The organism is Marinomonas pontica (assembly GCF_036322735.1).
Taxonomy (GTDB): domain Bacteria; phylum Pseudomonadota; class Gammaproteobacteria; order Pseudomonadales; family Marinomonadaceae; genus Marinomonas; species Marinomonas pontica.
This window is the reverse complement of sequence record NZ_AP027271.1, coordinates 886,168-901,007: the sequence shown is the minus strand read 5'-3', so window position 1 is coordinate 901,007 and position 14,840 is coordinate 886,168. Positions and strand designations below refer to the sequence as shown.

General features: G+C 44.7%; 13 protein-coding genes. 7 read left to right on the top strand and 6 right to left on the bottom strand.

Features of this window, described 5'->3' with window-relative positions; translation table 11 throughout:
- Together modB and modC are read left to right on the top strand one after the other, a co-directional pair.
- Positions 1-699 carry a molybdate ABC transporter permease subunit gene (modB, locus tag AABA11_RS04210; RefSeq protein WP_338265667.1) on the top strand — a complete coding sequence of 233 codons (699 nt, stop codon included), beginning with the start codon at positions 1-3 and terminating at the stop codon, positions 697-699.
- Positions 696-1,796, top strand: a complete 1,101-nt coding sequence (gene modC / locus AABA11_RS04205; RefSeq protein WP_338265665.1) for a molybdenum ABC transporter ATP-binding protein — start codon at positions 696-698, stop codon at positions 1,794-1,796. The genes modB and modC overlap by 4 nt, the downstream gene beginning before the upstream one ends.
- Positions 1,797-1,819: 23 nt before the next feature.
- On the opposite strand, the gene AABA11_RS04200 is transcribed toward modC, so the two are convergent.
- Positions 1,820-2,272, bottom strand: coding sequence for a DUF2798 domain-containing protein (locus AABA11_RS04200; RefSeq protein WP_265728541.1), 453 nt, complete (start codon positions 2,270-2,272; stop codon positions 1,820-1,822).
- Positions 2,273-2,375: 103 nt separating this feature from the next.
- On the opposite strand from AABA11_RS04200, the gene AABA11_RS04195 reads away from it, so the two are divergent.
- Entirely contained in the window at positions 2,376-2,822 is a 447-nt protein-coding gene (locus AABA11_RS04195) for a MarR family winged helix-turn-helix transcriptional regulator (protein ID WP_338265662.1), read from the top strand.
- A gap of 11 nt (positions 2,823-2,833) precedes the next feature.
- Here the strand turns inward: AABA11_RS04195 and AABA11_RS04190 are convergent, their stop codons facing one another.
- On the bottom strand, positions 2,834-3,469 hold the full coding sequence (locus AABA11_RS04190; protein WP_338265659.1) for an HD domain-containing protein: 636 nt from the start codon (positions 3,467-3,469) through the stop codon (positions 2,834-2,836).
- A 271-nt stretch (positions 3,470-3,740) separates the two neighbouring features.
- Here AABA11_RS04190 and AABA11_RS04185 point away from each other — a divergent pair, with 271 nt between their 5' ends.
- Positions 3,741-4,616 carry a carboxylate/amino acid/amine transporter gene (locus tag AABA11_RS04185; RefSeq protein ID WP_265728544.1) on the top strand — a complete coding sequence of 292 codons (876 nt, stop codon included), beginning with the start codon at positions 3,741-3,743 and terminating at the stop codon, positions 4,614-4,616.
- A gap of 90 nt (positions 4,617-4,706) precedes the next feature.
- On the opposite strand, the gene AABA11_RS04180 is transcribed toward AABA11_RS04185, so the two are convergent.
- The gene (locus tag AABA11_RS04180) at positions 4,707-5,435 is read right to left on the bottom strand and encodes a YccT family protein (RefSeq protein WP_338265657.1); all 729 of its coding nucleotides are present in this window, start codon (positions 5,433-5,435) and stop codon (positions 4,707-4,709) included.
- Positions 5,436-5,702: 267 nt separating this feature from the next.
- Between AABA11_RS04180 and AABA11_RS04175 the strand changes: the two genes are divergently transcribed.
- Positions 5,703-6,740 carry a GGDEF domain-containing protein gene (locus AABA11_RS04175; RefSeq protein WP_338265653.1) on the top strand — a complete coding sequence of 346 codons (1,038 nt, stop codon included), beginning with the start codon at positions 5,703-5,705 and terminating at the stop codon, positions 6,738-6,740.
- Positions 6,741-6,754: 14 nt separating this feature from the next.
- Here AABA11_RS04175 and AABA11_RS04170 read toward each other — a convergent pair whose 3' ends face one another.
- From AABA11_RS04170 to AABA11_RS04160, 3 genes are all read right to left on the bottom strand, one after another.
- A complete protein-coding gene (locus AABA11_RS04170) occupies positions 6,755-7,234 on the bottom strand; it encodes an MgtC/SapB family protein (RefSeq protein ID WP_265728547.1) in 480 nt (159 codons plus the stop codon).
- Positions 7,235-7,760: 526 nt separating this feature from the next.
- The gene (locus AABA11_RS04165) at positions 7,761-9,362 is read right to left on the bottom strand and encodes an isocitrate lyase (protein WP_265728549.1); all 1,602 of its coding nucleotides are present in this window, start codon (positions 9,360-9,362) and stop codon (positions 7,761-7,763) included.
- A 59-nt stretch (positions 9,363-9,421) separates the two neighbouring features.
- A complete protein-coding gene (locus tag AABA11_RS04160; RefSeq protein ID WP_338265646.1) occupies positions 9,422-11,596 on the bottom strand; it encodes a malate synthase G in 2,175 nt (724 codons plus the stop codon).
- Positions 11,597-11,738: 142 nt separating this feature from the next.
- Between AABA11_RS04160 and AABA11_RS04155 the strand changes: the two genes are divergently transcribed.
- The gene (locus AABA11_RS04155; protein ID WP_338265644.1) at positions 11,739-13,265 is read left to right on the top strand and encodes a DUF3612 domain-containing protein; all 1,527 of its coding nucleotides are present in this window, start codon (positions 11,739-11,741) and stop codon (positions 13,263-13,265) included.
- A 300-nt stretch (positions 13,266-13,565) separates the two neighbouring features.
- A complete protein-coding gene (locus tag AABA11_RS04150; RefSeq protein WP_338265642.1) occupies positions 13,566-14,777 on the top strand; it encodes a ribose-phosphate diphosphokinase in 1,212 nt (403 codons plus the stop codon).
- Positions 14,778-14,840: the final 63 nt, after the last annotated feature.

Here is a 14,840-nt window from a genome sequence, read left to right as displayed (position 1 = left end):
ATGCTTCTAAGCCCCGAAGACCTTGGCGCCATTTGGTTAACATTAAAGCTCGCTAGCCTAGTCACACTCTTACTGATTGTTTTATGTACCCCTCTTGCATGGTGGCTAGCCAGAACTCAATCTTGGCTAAAAGGCCCAATCAATGCCATTGTAGCGATGCCTTTGGTGCTACCACCAACGGTACTGGGATTTTATTTATTGCTGCTTTTGGGCCCTCAAGGTAGCGTCGGAGCATTCTTAGGTCAGATTGGTTTTTCTGCTTTGCCCTTTAGCTTTGCAGGTTTGGTTGTCGCGTCCATGTTGTATTCTCTTCCTTTCGTGGTACAACCCATTCAAAATGCCTTTATAGCAATTGGCACTAAGCCCCTCGAAGCCGCTGCAACCCTTCGTTCCTCACCGTGGGATCGTTTTTTATATGTTGCTCTTCCCTTAGCAAAGCCTGGCTACATAAGCGCGGCTATTTTGGGGTTTGCACATACAGTTGGAGAATTTGGCGTTGTGCTGATGATTGGCGGAAATATTCCCAATGAAACCCGAGTTATTTCCATACAAATATACGATCATGTCGAAGCGTTAGAATACGGCCAAGCTCACACACTTTCTTTATTAATGATGGCCTTTGCCTTTATCGTGCTTGCCTTTTTATATGGCAACCAAAAACGTCAGAAACACCATGTCGTTGCTGGTAGCGTACTATGAATTTACCAACGGACAACATGTTATGTGTGCAGATAAAACAACCGGCCACATCACAGTCGAGTTTCTCGCTTGATGTTGACCTATTGTTACCAAATACTGGAGTAACCGCCCTATTTGGGGCATCAGGCTCAGGTAAAACCACGATATTACGCCATATAGCCGGATTAAACATTAGCCAACACAGCCATGTCAGTTTAAACAACAATATTTGGCAAAGCGCTGAGGGTTCAGTACCACCTCATAAACGCCCCATTGGCTTTGTGTTTCAAGAAGGCAACCTTTTTGAGCACCTCACCGCAGAAGGAAACTTACGCTTCGCGATGAAGCGAGCGAATACAGGGTCATCAATCATTGCATTCGATGAAGTGATTGAGCTGATGAATATTAGGGGTATCCTGACGCAATTTCCTGCCCACCTGTCTGGCGGTGAGCGTCAGCGTGTTGCCATCGCCAGAGCACTGTTAATACAACCTCAGCTGCTACTTATGGACGAACCGCTAGCGGCACTGGATGAAACCTTGAAGCAAGATATTCTTCCGTATTTAGAAGCCCTCTGTCATCGTGCGAATATCCCCATTTTGTATGTCAGTCATTCATTGGATGAAGTCATTAGACTCGCAGACCACATGGTGGTTCTGGAGAAAGGCAAAGTCACTGAACAAGGAGCAGTCCATTCACTTCTAGGAAAGTTGGGCACTTCGTTTTCACGATATCAGGACGCCAGTGTGGTCATATCCGGTGTGGTGACCAAACAAGAAAAACAATGGGGGTTGTCATGGCTTGAATTTGATAACCAAACCATCGCTTTCAAACAAGGCAACGAAAGCATAAATGACACGATCAGACTGCGAATCCAATCGAAAGATGTCAGCATAACGCTCAGCAAAGACAATCATTCTAGTATTTTAAATCACATTGATGCCATTGTGGATGAAACAGAAAGTGACCCACAAGACCCAAGCACAATTCGGGTTCGACTGTTAGCAGGAAACACACCGATTCTAGCGAAAGTGACCGCATTATCAGCTCATCGGCTGGCCTTGAAAAAAGGCCTAACCGTCATCGCTCAAATCAAATCGACAGCAGTGTTAGCCTAATCAAGCGTCCCTCCCTACTAGTGTTAAGCAGGCTTCGCCCAAAAAGCCGCTAATTTCGGTTTGATCACCAACGACATCAAGATGGAAATCACCAAACCTGCCGGCAATGCCGAAACAAACGTCGCCAGCCAAAGCTCAAAAAACGCTTTTAACACCACTAATCCATGTAAATTAATGGTCGTCACCAACGCCATAATGGATTCCATGATCACCGCCATAATCAAACCAAAAACCAAATTCTGTTGCAGGGCTGAGACATTAGGAAGCACACTTTTTACTACACGATGCACCAAAAATGCAATAACCCCACCAATCGGTGCAATACACAAAATACACAACGCAAAAGAGGATAACCAAGCCCCCATAAAACCATCGGAAAAGCCGATGTTCCTCCAGGTCATTAAAAAGGTTAAAAAACCGCCAAAAACGATAACGATACTAGCAATAATGCCGATTTTCTGAACTTTTTTTGACATACGTCTTCTCTCTATGAATGATAAGGTTAAAACCAAAAATAATATTGACTTAGTCAACTATATTTAATTTAATTGATTAAGTCAACTATATGAGTGAATTGTAATGGCTATTCCCGAATCAGAACTTCAAGCCCTTTTTATGCATACCATCACTGGCTTAAAAATATCGATGAAAAACATCATGAAAGACAAAGCACTGAGCTTATCGCCTTTGTACTTTATGCTGCTAAAAACCATCCACGATACGGAAAATTGCACCGCAAATTACCTTGCTGATGCAACAGAAAGAGACAAAGGGCAAATCACCCGTTTGGTAAAAGAAATGATGCAGCAAGGACTCGTGCAAAAGCAGCCAAACCCCCACGATAAACGCAGTCAGTTTTTACAACTAACTGAATCTGGGCTGGACTGCTTCGAACAATTAGCCATTGCAGATCAAGCGGTATTAAAAGAAATGCGAGCCAACGTAAGCGATGATGAGTTAACAACATTCTTAGAAATAGGGAACAAGATGCTACAGAATCTACATAAGATTAATGGCAAACCCTAAGAAGAAAACCTTCACACCTCTAACGCCAATTGCGCCAAGAATGAACGCATTACGTCTTCTCGTCGTTTGCCTTCCCTTTGAGCTGAAAGCGTATGTAAATGCGAAGAAATGCGAAACAACTTGCGGTAAAAGTGGTCAATGGAGTACAAAGAATCATTGGGCTCCCGCTCTAAACAGAAAGGGTCTTCAAGACTGTATAACGCTCTATTTAATGACCCACTTACCTGCATGCAGCGCGCAATTCCCACCGCGCCCAACGCATCTAACCGATCCGCGTCTTGAACTATTTTGGCCTCCAATGCAGTTGGCTCAATATTGGCACTAAAACTGTGTGCGCAAATCGCATGATGGATCGCATTCATGTACTGAGTGGGGTAGCCGATCGACGTTAGGAATGTAACGGCTTTATCTGCTGCCAATGTAGAAGCTGAGGATCGATCTGGGTGATTTTTCGGTAATGAAACACAATCATGAAGCCAGGCGGCGGGTACCACAACGGCGAGATCAGCCCCTTCCTCCAATGCTAATTGCTTAGCCGTTTTGACCACGCGAGTAAGATGACTAATGTCGTGAGCAGCGTCTGATTGCCCCTGAGTAAGCAAAAACTCACGGCAATCACGCTCAAAATTAGGACAGAAATTTAACAAGAAAGCTCCCATTATGTTGGCTAAATCATTCGAACTGGATGATCACAATTGAATCATAGAAATTAAGATTACAATCATTAGTGTGTGAAAAATAGACCTAAAAAGCCTGCCTGACGCCACCTCTTCAAAGCGCTTTTTCCACGCTGTCTTTATGGTAAAAAAGTCAATTATTCACTCACTAGTAAACCAAAAAAATCCAACAGGTAAACTGTTTTACCATTCCTCAATAAATCGGTACACTTTGCAAAATTTTTTCTGGAATTAGATCACTATGCCAATACTCATTGCCGTCACCCTACTTTGGGCGTTTTCCTTTAGTTTGATTGGGGTTTATTTAGCAGGCCAAGTTGACGCTTGGTTCTCTGTGTTAATGCGCGTTGCGCTAGCAACCGCCGTCTTCCTGCCGTTCTTAAAGCTGCGTCAAATCGAAGCCAGCATTGCCTTTAAACTGATGGTATGTGGCGCTCTGCAACTTGGCATCATGTACGGGTTTTACTATCAATCTTTCTTGTATTTATCCGTACCTGAGGTCTTGCTCTTTACGGTGATGACACCGCTTTATGTCACACTGATAAACGACATGCTTGATCGTCGAATTAACATCGGCTTCGCAATCAGTGCTTTACTTGCCATTCTGGGCGCGGTGGCAATCCGCTATCAGGGCGTCGATGAAGGTTTCATCAAAGGTTTGCTTATCGTCCAGGGCGCAAATATCTGCTTTGCGGCCGGACAAGTTGGTTACAAACGCGTGATTGCCAAAGAGCGTCCAGATTTACCACAACGTACCGTATTTGGCTGGTTCTTCCTCGGGGCACTTGCGGTTGTTGTCCCTTGTTACTTAGCCCTTGGCAACTTAGACAAGTTACCAACAACGACGCTACAGTGGTCTATTCTTGTCTACTTGGGGATTGTTGCTTCTGGCCTTGGTTACTTTGCTTGGAACAAAGGCGCCACCATGGTGAATATTGGAACACTGGCTGTAGCAAATAACTTATTGATTCCGGCAGGCATCTTAGTAAACGTTATTTTCTGGAACCGTGACGCTGACATTTTACGTTTGAGTATTGGCGGCGCCATTATCTTACTGGCACTTTGGGTAAACGATAAATTCAACCAAAAAATCAGTAAAACACACGCTGCGCACTAGACAATACTCTGCCCTTGTAACATCGCGCCCTATAACATCACACGATGAATAGCGGCATGATGTTACAGGGTGTTTTTTTACATAGTGCGTTTATTCATCGATCAACCATGTTTGAAACGCCTTCTGTGAGTCTTTATCTGCTTTATTGAACCAAAATTGAGACATTTCCAATTGGATATTCGACACCGTAGGCTTGTATAACGCGTCCGCCAACCAAATTCGTATTTCTTTTCTTGTTGCATCATCGGATTGATTATACCAAAACTCCATCATTCGCAACGCCACATCCTCTTCCATCAGAATTGGGGCGGCGACAGGGCCGGAATCAGAACGATACGTGGGTGAGTCCGGCGCGGTTAATCGCTCGATTTCATCAATAAAATCTCGCGAATTTTGCAATCCCGATTTCGTTGCCAAAATTTGCTGTTTATAATCCACAGTATGGCCACTGACAACGTCATAAATGCTAAATTGTGGATCTTTCGCATTGGCTTCTGCTTGTTTGAGCGTAGAAACGTAAGGGGCTTTTAATGTTAGATAGGTGCTCTTTTCAAACTGCAAATCCAGAACAATGGGTTCCGATTGAAAAGTTTGTGTGTCTCCACCGCTGCGCAGCATTTTATTAAAACGCACAACAATTTGATGTGGGCCTTCGTCAACGTCCACCCTAAAATCATTACCAAATTGATGAGCACTTTCGAGGTCAACATACATAATTTCAAAAGAGCGAGGGACTTCGAAAGTGGCGGCAACAGCAGGCAACGCAGTAAAACCACAAAACAGTAGACCATAGGCTACCATACGATTTGGAAACGTCATTATTAATACCCATTTACATAAGAATAGTTCAAACGAATCTAACATATCATTCTGTTTTATTTGATCGATATGATGTACTTTAAAGACACTTACTTGATTTTATCTTTTTTGCCAAAAAGGCGATAAAATCGTCAATTTCGCACCGGTAAAGTATCAATGACATCCTTTTTCCTAGATACGTTGCACGAATAGGGTAAATTCAAGCTTGTTTATATCGTGTTAAATAGGCCGTTTTCTCATTTTTAAACAGGATCGCTGCGCAGCGGTATGCCAAACAACACCCAAGCAAAATTCAATCATAACCTTACTCTCAGAGTGATTGAGCTGGCTATTATTACAATGGCCATCACACTGGTACTTCGGCCATTATTTGTGACCTTGCCAACCCTGTTTACAGTATTAAACTTGGCCAATTTGGTGCTCGCTTTGGTGTTTTATACCCTTGTGCGTTTGGATCTTTTCCCAAAATGGGAATGCATCTTATCTTTAGTGATCGCGATTATACTGATCATGCCCATGCTTGCTTTATCCGGCGGGGTCAACAGTCAAGTGGCTTGCATCCTACCGCTGTACCCTGTCTTCGCGGCATTAATTGGCGGCTACAAAGAGTCTTTACTGGTCACCATATTTCTTACGGTTTGTGTGGTTTTAGCGACAATATTCAGTACCGATATTGTGGACTTATCGGAAGCAGACTATTCGCGAGAAAAATCAGTAGTACGCGGTTTTTGGTTAACCATGTCCATTATCTTTAGCGGTGTTTTTGGCCGTTTTTTTCTGAAAAAATACACCGAATTTACCGAACAATTAAGAGACGAAAACATCCATGACCCATTGACTGGATTGCTTAATCGCCGAGGGCTAAACCGTAACTTTAGCCGAGAATTAGACAGTGCCAGTCTATCAACATCCCCTTTAAGTGTTCTGCTTATCGACATCGATTACTTCAAAAAAGTAAACGATATGTATGGGCATGACACGGGAGACATTTGCTTAGTTCAGGTAGGAAAATTACTGGCAGACAACATCAGAAAAAGCGACACCATTGCACGATTTGGAGGAGAAGAGTTTATTATTCTTCTGCCCGGCACAACCCAACTGGATGCAGTGAAAGTGGCAGAATACCTAAAAGGAATCGTGGCTCAAGGCAAGTTCAGTGACTTCAACCTTCCCCTTACAATAACGATTGGTATCACCGAACGACACCCGCAAAATGACAACGCTCTGAAAATGATAAAACGCGCAGACAAAGCCCTTTATAAAGGCAAAGATAAAGGTCGAAATTGTGTCGAAGTGTCTGAATAAACAGTTAACCCGAATTAATCTCTTTTGCGCCAGCGACTGTATTTAGAATGCACTCCGCGTGTAAAAGCAGACGAATATTCTTCTAATATATCCACCCCATACAAAATGGCGACTACGATGAAAGACAGCTTAATCGCCACATAAGAGCCAATAATGGCAATGCACACACCAATGGCCGCTAACGTCCAAATCGTCGCGGCCGATGTCACACCAATCACCGCTCCGTCTTTAGACAGCATCACACCGGCACCAAGAAAACCTATCCCCGTGATCACCTGACCAATAATACGTGAAGGGTCCGTTGTATCGGCCGCGACAAACATCGAAGACGCAATAAACACATACGTCCCCAACACAATCAGTGCCGAGGTTCTAATGCCAACTGGCTTGCCTCTCAACTGTCGCTCTAATCCCACAATAACACCGCAAAAAATCGCGGTCACAATCGACCCCCAACTATAGGGAGCAATGGAAAATACTGATTCTATCGTCATACACACTGTCTTAGGGCAAACGCCATCATGAGAAAAAACGTAACATCACACTATAATGTACTGAATTTTTACGCTTAGTACAGCGGTTAATCTCACACCCGTTTAGACACCAATAAGCACAATGCCCATAAAAAAATAACACCAAACGGCATTCCTATTAAGGTTTTTTTGCTCTAACTGCCCTTTGGTTGAGCAAGTAGCAAAGTCGTCATCGTTCAACATACCCAGATGAGTGTTATCAATCACCTACCAATACTTTACTCACTGGCTTAATGCCTTTTTCCGCCAATGTCTCCAGCCATCTTCTGCCACTTCAAATAGACCGATTCGAGGTGTATAAGCGGCCACAGGAACGCTTTTCCTTTGCCGTATTCGACACTTTTAATCGGCATTTGGTCCACGGTCAGTCAGCATATAAAACTGGCTCGCTTGGTTTAGGACAAAAAAAAGCCAACAGGGGGAAGACTGTTGGCCTTTGGCTATCAATGTGTGCGATTTGTGTTGCCACAAACCCGATCAAACAACATTAGATCGCAAATTGATTCATCGTGTTGTCTTTCCCTGACGCTTTTAACGCTTGCGCACCAGAGAAGTACTCTTTGTGATCATCGCCAATGTTCGAGCCTGACATGTCCTGATGCTTCACACAGGCCAAGCCTTGGCGAATTTCTTTGCGTTGAACTTCTTTAACGTAGCCCAGCATTCCTTGATCACCAAAGTAATCTTTCGCCAAATTGTCAGTAGACAGCGCCGCTGTGTGGTACGTCGGCAAGGTAATCAAATGGTGGAAGATTCCCGCTTGTGCCGCCGCGTCTCTTTGGAAAGCACGAATGCGCTCGTCTGCTTCGGCTGACAATGGCGTATTATCGTAATCCTGAGACATCAATTGATCACGACGGTACTCCGCCACGTCTTTACCTTCTGCTTGCCAAGCATCAAACACTTGCTGACGGAAGTTCAACGTCCAGTTGAAAGACGGGCTGTTGTTGTACACCAGTTTCGCGTTTGGCATCACGTCGCGAATGCGGTTTACAATGCTCGCAATTTGCCCGATATGAGGTTTTTCTGTCTCGATCCACAACAAATCCGCGCCATTTTGCAGAGAAGTGATGCAATCCAGTACCACACGGTCTTCACCGGTATTCGCTTTAAAACGCACCAAACCGTTGGCCAAACGAGTGGGCTTAATCAATCGATCCCCCTGCTTAATCGCCATGTCACCAGACTTCATTTGCTCTAAAGACGTCACTTCTTCACCGTCAATGAACGCATTATACTGATCCGCTAAATCGCCCGCTGCTTGAGACACCGGGATTTTTTGTGTCAAACCAGCACCCAAAGAATCGGTACGCGCTACAATGACACCATCGTCCACACCCAACTCTAAAAAGGCATAGCGTACCGCGTTAATCTTTGCCAAAAAGTCTTCGTGCGGCACGGTTACTTTGCCGTCCTGATGGCCGCATTGTTTCGCATCAGACACTTGGTTCTCAATTTGAATGCAACATGCACCCGCTTCAATCATCTTCTTCGCCAACAAATACGTGGCCTCTTCATTACCAAACCCTGCGTCAATATCAGCAATAATTGGCACTACATGGGTTTCAAAATTATCAATTTTTTGCTGCGCCGCTTGCTCACGAAGCTGATCGCCCGCCTCTCTGGCATCGTCTACTTCTTTGAACAAATGTTGCAACTCACGAGCATCCGCTTGCTTCAAGAAGGTATAAAGCTCTTCGATCAACGCTGGCACAGACGTTTTTTCATGCATAGATTGATCTGGTAATGGGCCAAACTCAGAGCGCATGGCTGCCACCATCCAACCAGACAAGTACAAGTAGCGGCTTCGTGTTGTGCCAAAATGCTTCTTGATAGAAATCATTTTTTGCTGGCCAATAAAACCATGCCAGCATCCCAAAGATTGAGTGTAATTCGCAGAATCTTTGTCGTAGCTTGCCATGTCTTCACGCATTATTTTTGCTGTGTATTTGGCAATGTCTAAACCGGTATTAAAGCGGTTTTGCAGTTGCATTCTTGCTACTGATTCTGGATTAATCGCCGCCCAAGTCGCACCTTGTTGAGTGATGGTTTGATTCGCTTGCTGCATTTTATTTTTATAAGTTTGCATAATATTCTCGCTCTATTTGGATGATATAAAGGGGTTGTTCACATTAAAAATCACTTAACTCAATTCGCTTCTTTTACACGTAGTCGATAAGCGTGCAATAACGGTTCGGTGTAGCCATTTGCTTGAATCACACCTTTAAAAATCAAATCTTGCGCCGCTTTAAAGGCAAAGCTGTTTTGCGTATTAGGCGCCATTGGACGATAGCCTTCAGTGGCTGTATTTTGCTCGTCCACGACGTGCGCCATACGCTGCATCACCGTATCGATCTGCTCTTTGCTGCACACACCATGCAACAACCAATTCGCTAAATGCTGGCTGGAAATACGCAAGGTCGCACGGTCTTCCATTAATCCGATGTTGTTAATATCAGGCACCTTCGAACAGCCTACACCCGCCTCAACCCAGCGCACCACGTAACCCAATAATCCCTGCACGTTGTTTTCTATTTCTCGATCAATCACTTGATTCGACAACGTCAAATTGCTTGGGATCGTCGGAATCGTCAGCAAGTCCGTTAAACTGGCTTGCTCTCGCGTCTTAATCCGATCTTGCACTTCAAACACATTCACTTGGTGATAGTGCAGTGCGTGTAAGGTCGCCGCCGTTGGCGAAGGCACCCACGCTGTATTGGCTCCGGCTTTTGGGTGCGCAATTTTAGCCGTCATCATGGCCGCCATATCATCAGGCATGGCCCACATGCCTTTGCCGATTTGCGCTTTACCTGGTAAGCCACAGCGCAAGCCGATGTCCACATTGCGGTTTTCATACGCCTGAATCCAAGGTTGGTTCTTAATTTGATCTTTTGGCAAAAATGCACCGGCTTGCATGCTGGTGTGAATTTCGTCACCGGTACGATCTAAAAAGCCGGTATTTATAAAAAACACCCGAGATTTCGCCTGACGGATACACTCTTTTAAATTCACCGTGGTACGACGTTCTTCATCCATGATGCCGATTTTCACTGTGTTTTCTGGCAAGCCCAGCATCTCTTCCACACGGCGAAATAATTCACAGCTGAACGCCACTTCCTCTGGGCCATGCATCTTAGGTTTCACCACATATATGCTACCTGTTCGGCTGTTGCGCATGCCTTCGGTACGCTGTAGATCAAGCGCGCCAATCAATATTGTGACCACCGCGTCCATAATGCCTTCTGGAACAAAGTTACCTAATGCGTCTTGCATCAAATCGCATTCCATCAAGTGCCCAACATTGCGCACTAATAAAAGCGAACGGCCATGTACGCGGTATTCTTGGTTATCTAAATCGGTGAAAATACGGTCAGGATTCATTCGACGCGTCTGGCGCTGACCGTCCTTTTCAAAGCTTGCCTCTAACGTGCCTTGCATCAGCCCTAACCAATTGCGGTAAACCTCTATTTTGTCTTCGGCGTCCACCGCAGCCACAGAATCTTCACAATCAATAATGGTGCTCAGCGCCGATTCGATGACGATGTCATTGATATTGGCTTTGTCTTTTGCCCCATTTTTGCCATTACGATCAAACTGAATCTCTACGTGTAATCCGTTGTTCTTTAATAAAATGGCCTCTGGTTCGCTGCGTTGACCGTTCACAGCCACCAGCTGACAAGGCTGTTTTAATCCGCTTTGACTGCCATCATCGAAAAAGGCCAACAAGTGATGGTAGTAAACAACGTAACTCGTCACGTCATTGTGTGACCCCGTTTCCAGTGGAAACACATCATCCAAGAAAGCCTTGGCTTTACTGATAACCTGATCGCCACGGATTGAGTTGTAGCCTTTGCCCGTCGCAAGTTCGCCCGTTTTAGGGATAACATCCGTTCCGTAAAAGGCATCGTACAAGCTGCCCCAACGGGCGTTCGCAGCGTTTAATGCAAAACGTGCGTTCTTCACCGGTACAACCAGCTGAGGCCCAGCCAAACTGGCAATTTCTGCGTCCACGTTGGTCGTGGTAATGCTGAAATCTTCACCTTCTGTGACGATGTAACCAATCTCGCGCAAAAAAGCGTCATACGCTTTTATGTCCATAGCTTGACCTTTATGAGCAAGGTGCCATTGGTCAATCTGTTGCTGTAGCGCGTCTCGAGTCGCCAACAATTGGCGATTTATGGGAGCCAAATCGATCATTAACTGTTCTAGATCTCGCCAAAACCTTGTCTGATCGATGGCGTGAAGAGGCAGCACTTCTTCATTGATGAAGCGACAAAACCCGGGATGAATTTCACTGTTATTTTTAGGTTGAGGCATATTCATCGTTACTTTCCTTTTTCTTTTTTTATCTGGCTCGTAAGGTTAGCAATGCGTTTGAACTCGTTAACGATTGCTTGATTTATAGTCTATGCGCAACTAAGCTAAAATTTCACAATAAGAATTACACAGTGTAAATTTTACAAAAATGAAAAATAAAAATAGCCTCAACCGCAAAGCCCATTTTCTGGGCACAAAGATCCGCAACCTCCGTAAACGCAACCGTTTGACGATGGAAGACCTGTCGGCACGATGTATAAAAATCGACGCAGAATGTGCGCCATCGGTGTCATATTTGTCGATGATAGAACGGGGGAAACGCATTCCAAGTGAAGACGTTTTGGAGGTTATTGCCAGCGTTTTTCAAAAAAATGTCGAATGGTTTTTAGACGATATTCCCGAAGAAGAAGCCATTACGCCATCAAAAGGCTCCGGTGGTGGTATCGATGGCATGGCGTTAGAACCAAACTTTTTATTCTCCAAAGAAATCTTGCAGATTGCCATTCCTGAGATGCTCTCCCAAACGGGCACCAGCGGTCGCCAATTTGCGCATCTATTGATTCGCGCTCACCAAGAACACCATCAAAACCATTTCCCAGATTTAGAGCGCGCGGCAGAAGAAGTCGGACTCAAACGCTTGCCATTGAGCCTTGACGAGATTGTCGACATCACCAAACAAATGGGACTGCAAATCAAGTGGTTCCGCAAAACGCCTTTGGCGGTATTACAAGAAATGGGCATCAGTGAAAGCCACGTGGTCACATCCTTTTTTGATCCGCCAAGCACCATTTACATCAATCAGATAATGAAGTCACAGCCACAACGCTTGAAGTACAACCTGGCCGTACACATAGGTCACACCGTATTACACGATAAAGACGGCCTCAAAAATGTCTTGGTCACTGGACGTAACGAAATTTCACCACTGCAAGCACAAACGGCCAAAATACAATCATCGGGTATGGACGCCCAAGACATTCTTTACGCATGGCGAGACTTCGAGTGCAGCTTCTTTGCTGGCGCGTTACTGTGCCCCAAAGTACCTTTTCGACACCTGCTCGATCGCAACGGATATGAAATTCACACGGCGAAATTGGCGGGCGTGTCAGAGTCTGTCGCTATGCGCCGTATGACCGCCACGTCTCCCTATCCACATTGGCATTATTTTGATGCCTACGCACCGGGTAAACTTAAAGCCGTGTATCGTGGGAATGGCATTCCACTGCCATGGGGAAACATGAGCACCGTGGAAGATCCTTGCCAACACTGGTCTGTGTTTCGCAAAATCAGCGAACCTAGCACGGGTACCTCGGCGCAAATATCGATACTTAACGTTGGTGACGAACCGCGAATTTACGCTTGTGAGTCCATCAAAGTAGAAGACCTAGCTGGGAATAGCCACGTACTGTGTTCTGGCATCGATTTGAACCCAGCGATCAACGCCCAAGGCAAAGATGCGCTGTCCATCGCCCATGATTTAAAACAAACGTGCGTCAAAGGCGGAGGCTCCGCACATATCCCCAAAAGCATTAAAAAGGATCTCATGAGCGTGGCGAAAATTCTCAACATCAATTGGGTGGAACGAGGGATCGACAACGACGCTCGACTAATTTGCTCTCGTGGCGCCGTCTGCCCAAGATCACCCAGCTGTTATCAGCAATGCGGTAACCGCTAAAAAGTGGCGGTAAAGACGAATAAATAGCAATTTTTCGTCTTTACCTCACTAAATCAATTCCTCCTAAACTGGCTACACCTTATTGATATCAATGAATAAAATACGGCCTTTCCTATTAATCCCTCACTGCCAAACGGCCACCAAACAGAAAATTTGTCATTCAATTTTAAATTCAAGAAATCGCGCTAACTTACTAGTTCGACATAAAAATGCCATTTATCCGTAATCAACCCTATCGAAATACGCCCACAAGTATTAAAATCAGCGCAAATTCCCCTACCCCTTAGTTAAGGATCTTCCATGACTTTGTCGACCGGCCAGTCAACTAATGTTGTTGTAGTTAGTAACTCTTCCGATAACCCTTTCGCTATTGATGTCGCCTATGCAATGGGCCAACACGAAGACATTGCTGATTTGATCAGTATGAAGCAGTTCATGAACTCCGAATTTTGCCCGCGTTTCATTTCTGACGAAGCAGATTTCGATAACATTGGCCGCAAATTAAAAGGCAAGTCTGTCATTATTGTGAGCACTGGAAGCCATGTAAAAAGTCGCCAAGAATTGGCAATGGCAAACTTAATCATCGCTCGTGCTGCAAAAGAAAACGGTGCCGACCGCGTCATTCTGGTTGAGCCAGATCTATTTTACAGCGCCCAAGATCGTGGCCCTCATAAGAGCCTTGGTGAAACCAGCTTTGAACGTGATATCCAAGACGTTAAAAAGTTCGACGGCCAGCCGTTTACGGCGAAACTCTATGCTCAACTATTAAAACTGTCTGGTGTGGATACGGTGATGACCATTCACAACCACTCAGATTCTGTGCAAAAGATGTTTACCGAAGTGTTTGAAGGCGACTTCCATAACTTAATCCCTTATGAGATTTACGCCCACTACTTGTTGAATTCAAACATTTTGAATTACGGTGAAGACGGTGAAGGGCTTGTGCTTTGCGCACCAGACAAAGGCGCACGCGATTTCGTTAAAGAGATGTTCAAAACTCTAGGTCTAAGCAAAGCAAAATTCATCATGCTGGATAAAGACCGCACAGCTGAACGCAAAGTAGAAATCACTCTACACAAAGAAAGCGAACACACATTCGACGGACTAGATGGAGCTAGTATTGTATTGTTCGACGATATGGTTCGTACTGGCTCTACCGTAGTAAAATCCTGCCAATTCTTACAGCAAATCAATCCTGAACGTATGGTGTTTGCGGTATCGCATTTTTATGCCAGTGATGAAGGTCGTGAGCGTATGGCACATCCAGCGATTGGTGAAATTTTAACGCTAAATACCTTACCAACGATTTTAAACCGTGATGAGCAAGGTCGCTTACGTAAGAAAATGGTCGTGCTAAAAGTAGAGAAATGGCTTGCTCAAGAGCTTTGCAACATTCTTGATCTGCCACAAACTCACGAGCCAAACCCCTACAAAATCGATATGTCGTCTAAAAACCCACGTTTTAAACGCAAAATTTGGTTCAGTGAAGAGTTGTCAGAGCTGAAAGGCTAAGACCAATTTCAATCAAAGTAACCAACAAAAATGCCGCGATTACGCGGCATTTTTATGTCTGAT

Excerpts from the sequence above, each read along its gene's own strand:
- modB (WP_338265667.1), top strand. The coding sequence starts at position 1 with ATGCTTCTAAGCCCCGAAGACCTTGGCGCCATTTGGTTAACATTAAAG.
- AABA11_RS04180 (WP_338265657.1), bottom strand. The coding sequence starts at position 5,435 with ATGACGTTTCCAAATCGTATGGTAGCCTATGGTCTACTGTTTTGTGGT.
- modC (WP_338265665.1), top strand. The coding sequence starts at position 696 with ATGAATTTACCAACGGACAACATGTTATGTGTGCAGATAAAACAACCG.
- AABA11_RS04150 (WP_338265642.1), top strand. The coding sequence starts at position 13,566 with ATGACTTTGTCGACCGGCCAGTCAACTAATGTTGTTGTAGTTAGTAAC.
- AABA11_RS04185 (WP_265728544.1), top strand. The coding sequence starts at position 3,741 with ATGCCAATACTCATTGCCGTCACCCTACTTTGGGCGTTTTCCTTTAGT.
- AABA11_RS04155 (WP_338265644.1), top strand. The coding sequence starts at position 11,739 with ATGAAAAATAAAAATAGCCTCAACCGCAAAGCCCATTTTCTGGGCACA.
- AABA11_RS04165 (WP_265728549.1), bottom strand. The coding sequence starts at position 9,362 with ATGCAAACTTATAAAAATAAAATGCAGCAAGCGAATCAAACCATCACT.
- AABA11_RS04175 (WP_338265653.1), top strand. The coding sequence starts at position 5,703 with ATGCCAAACAACACCCAAGCAAAATTCAATCATAACCTTACTCTCAGA.
- AABA11_RS04195 (WP_338265662.1), top strand. The coding sequence starts at position 2,376 with ATGGCTATTCCCGAATCAGAACTTCAAGCCCTTTTTATGCATACCATC.
- AABA11_RS04160 (WP_338265646.1), bottom strand. The coding sequence starts at position 11,596 with ATGAATATGCCTCAACCTAAAAATAACAGTGAAATTCATCCCGGGTTT.
- AABA11_RS04200 (WP_265728541.1), bottom strand. The coding sequence starts at position 2,272 with ATGTCAAAAAAAGTTCAGAAAATCGGCATTATTGCTAGTATCGTTATC.
- AABA11_RS04170 (WP_265728547.1), bottom strand. The coding sequence starts at position 7,234 with ATGACGATAGAATCAGTATTTTCCATTGCTCCCTATAGTTGGGGGTCG.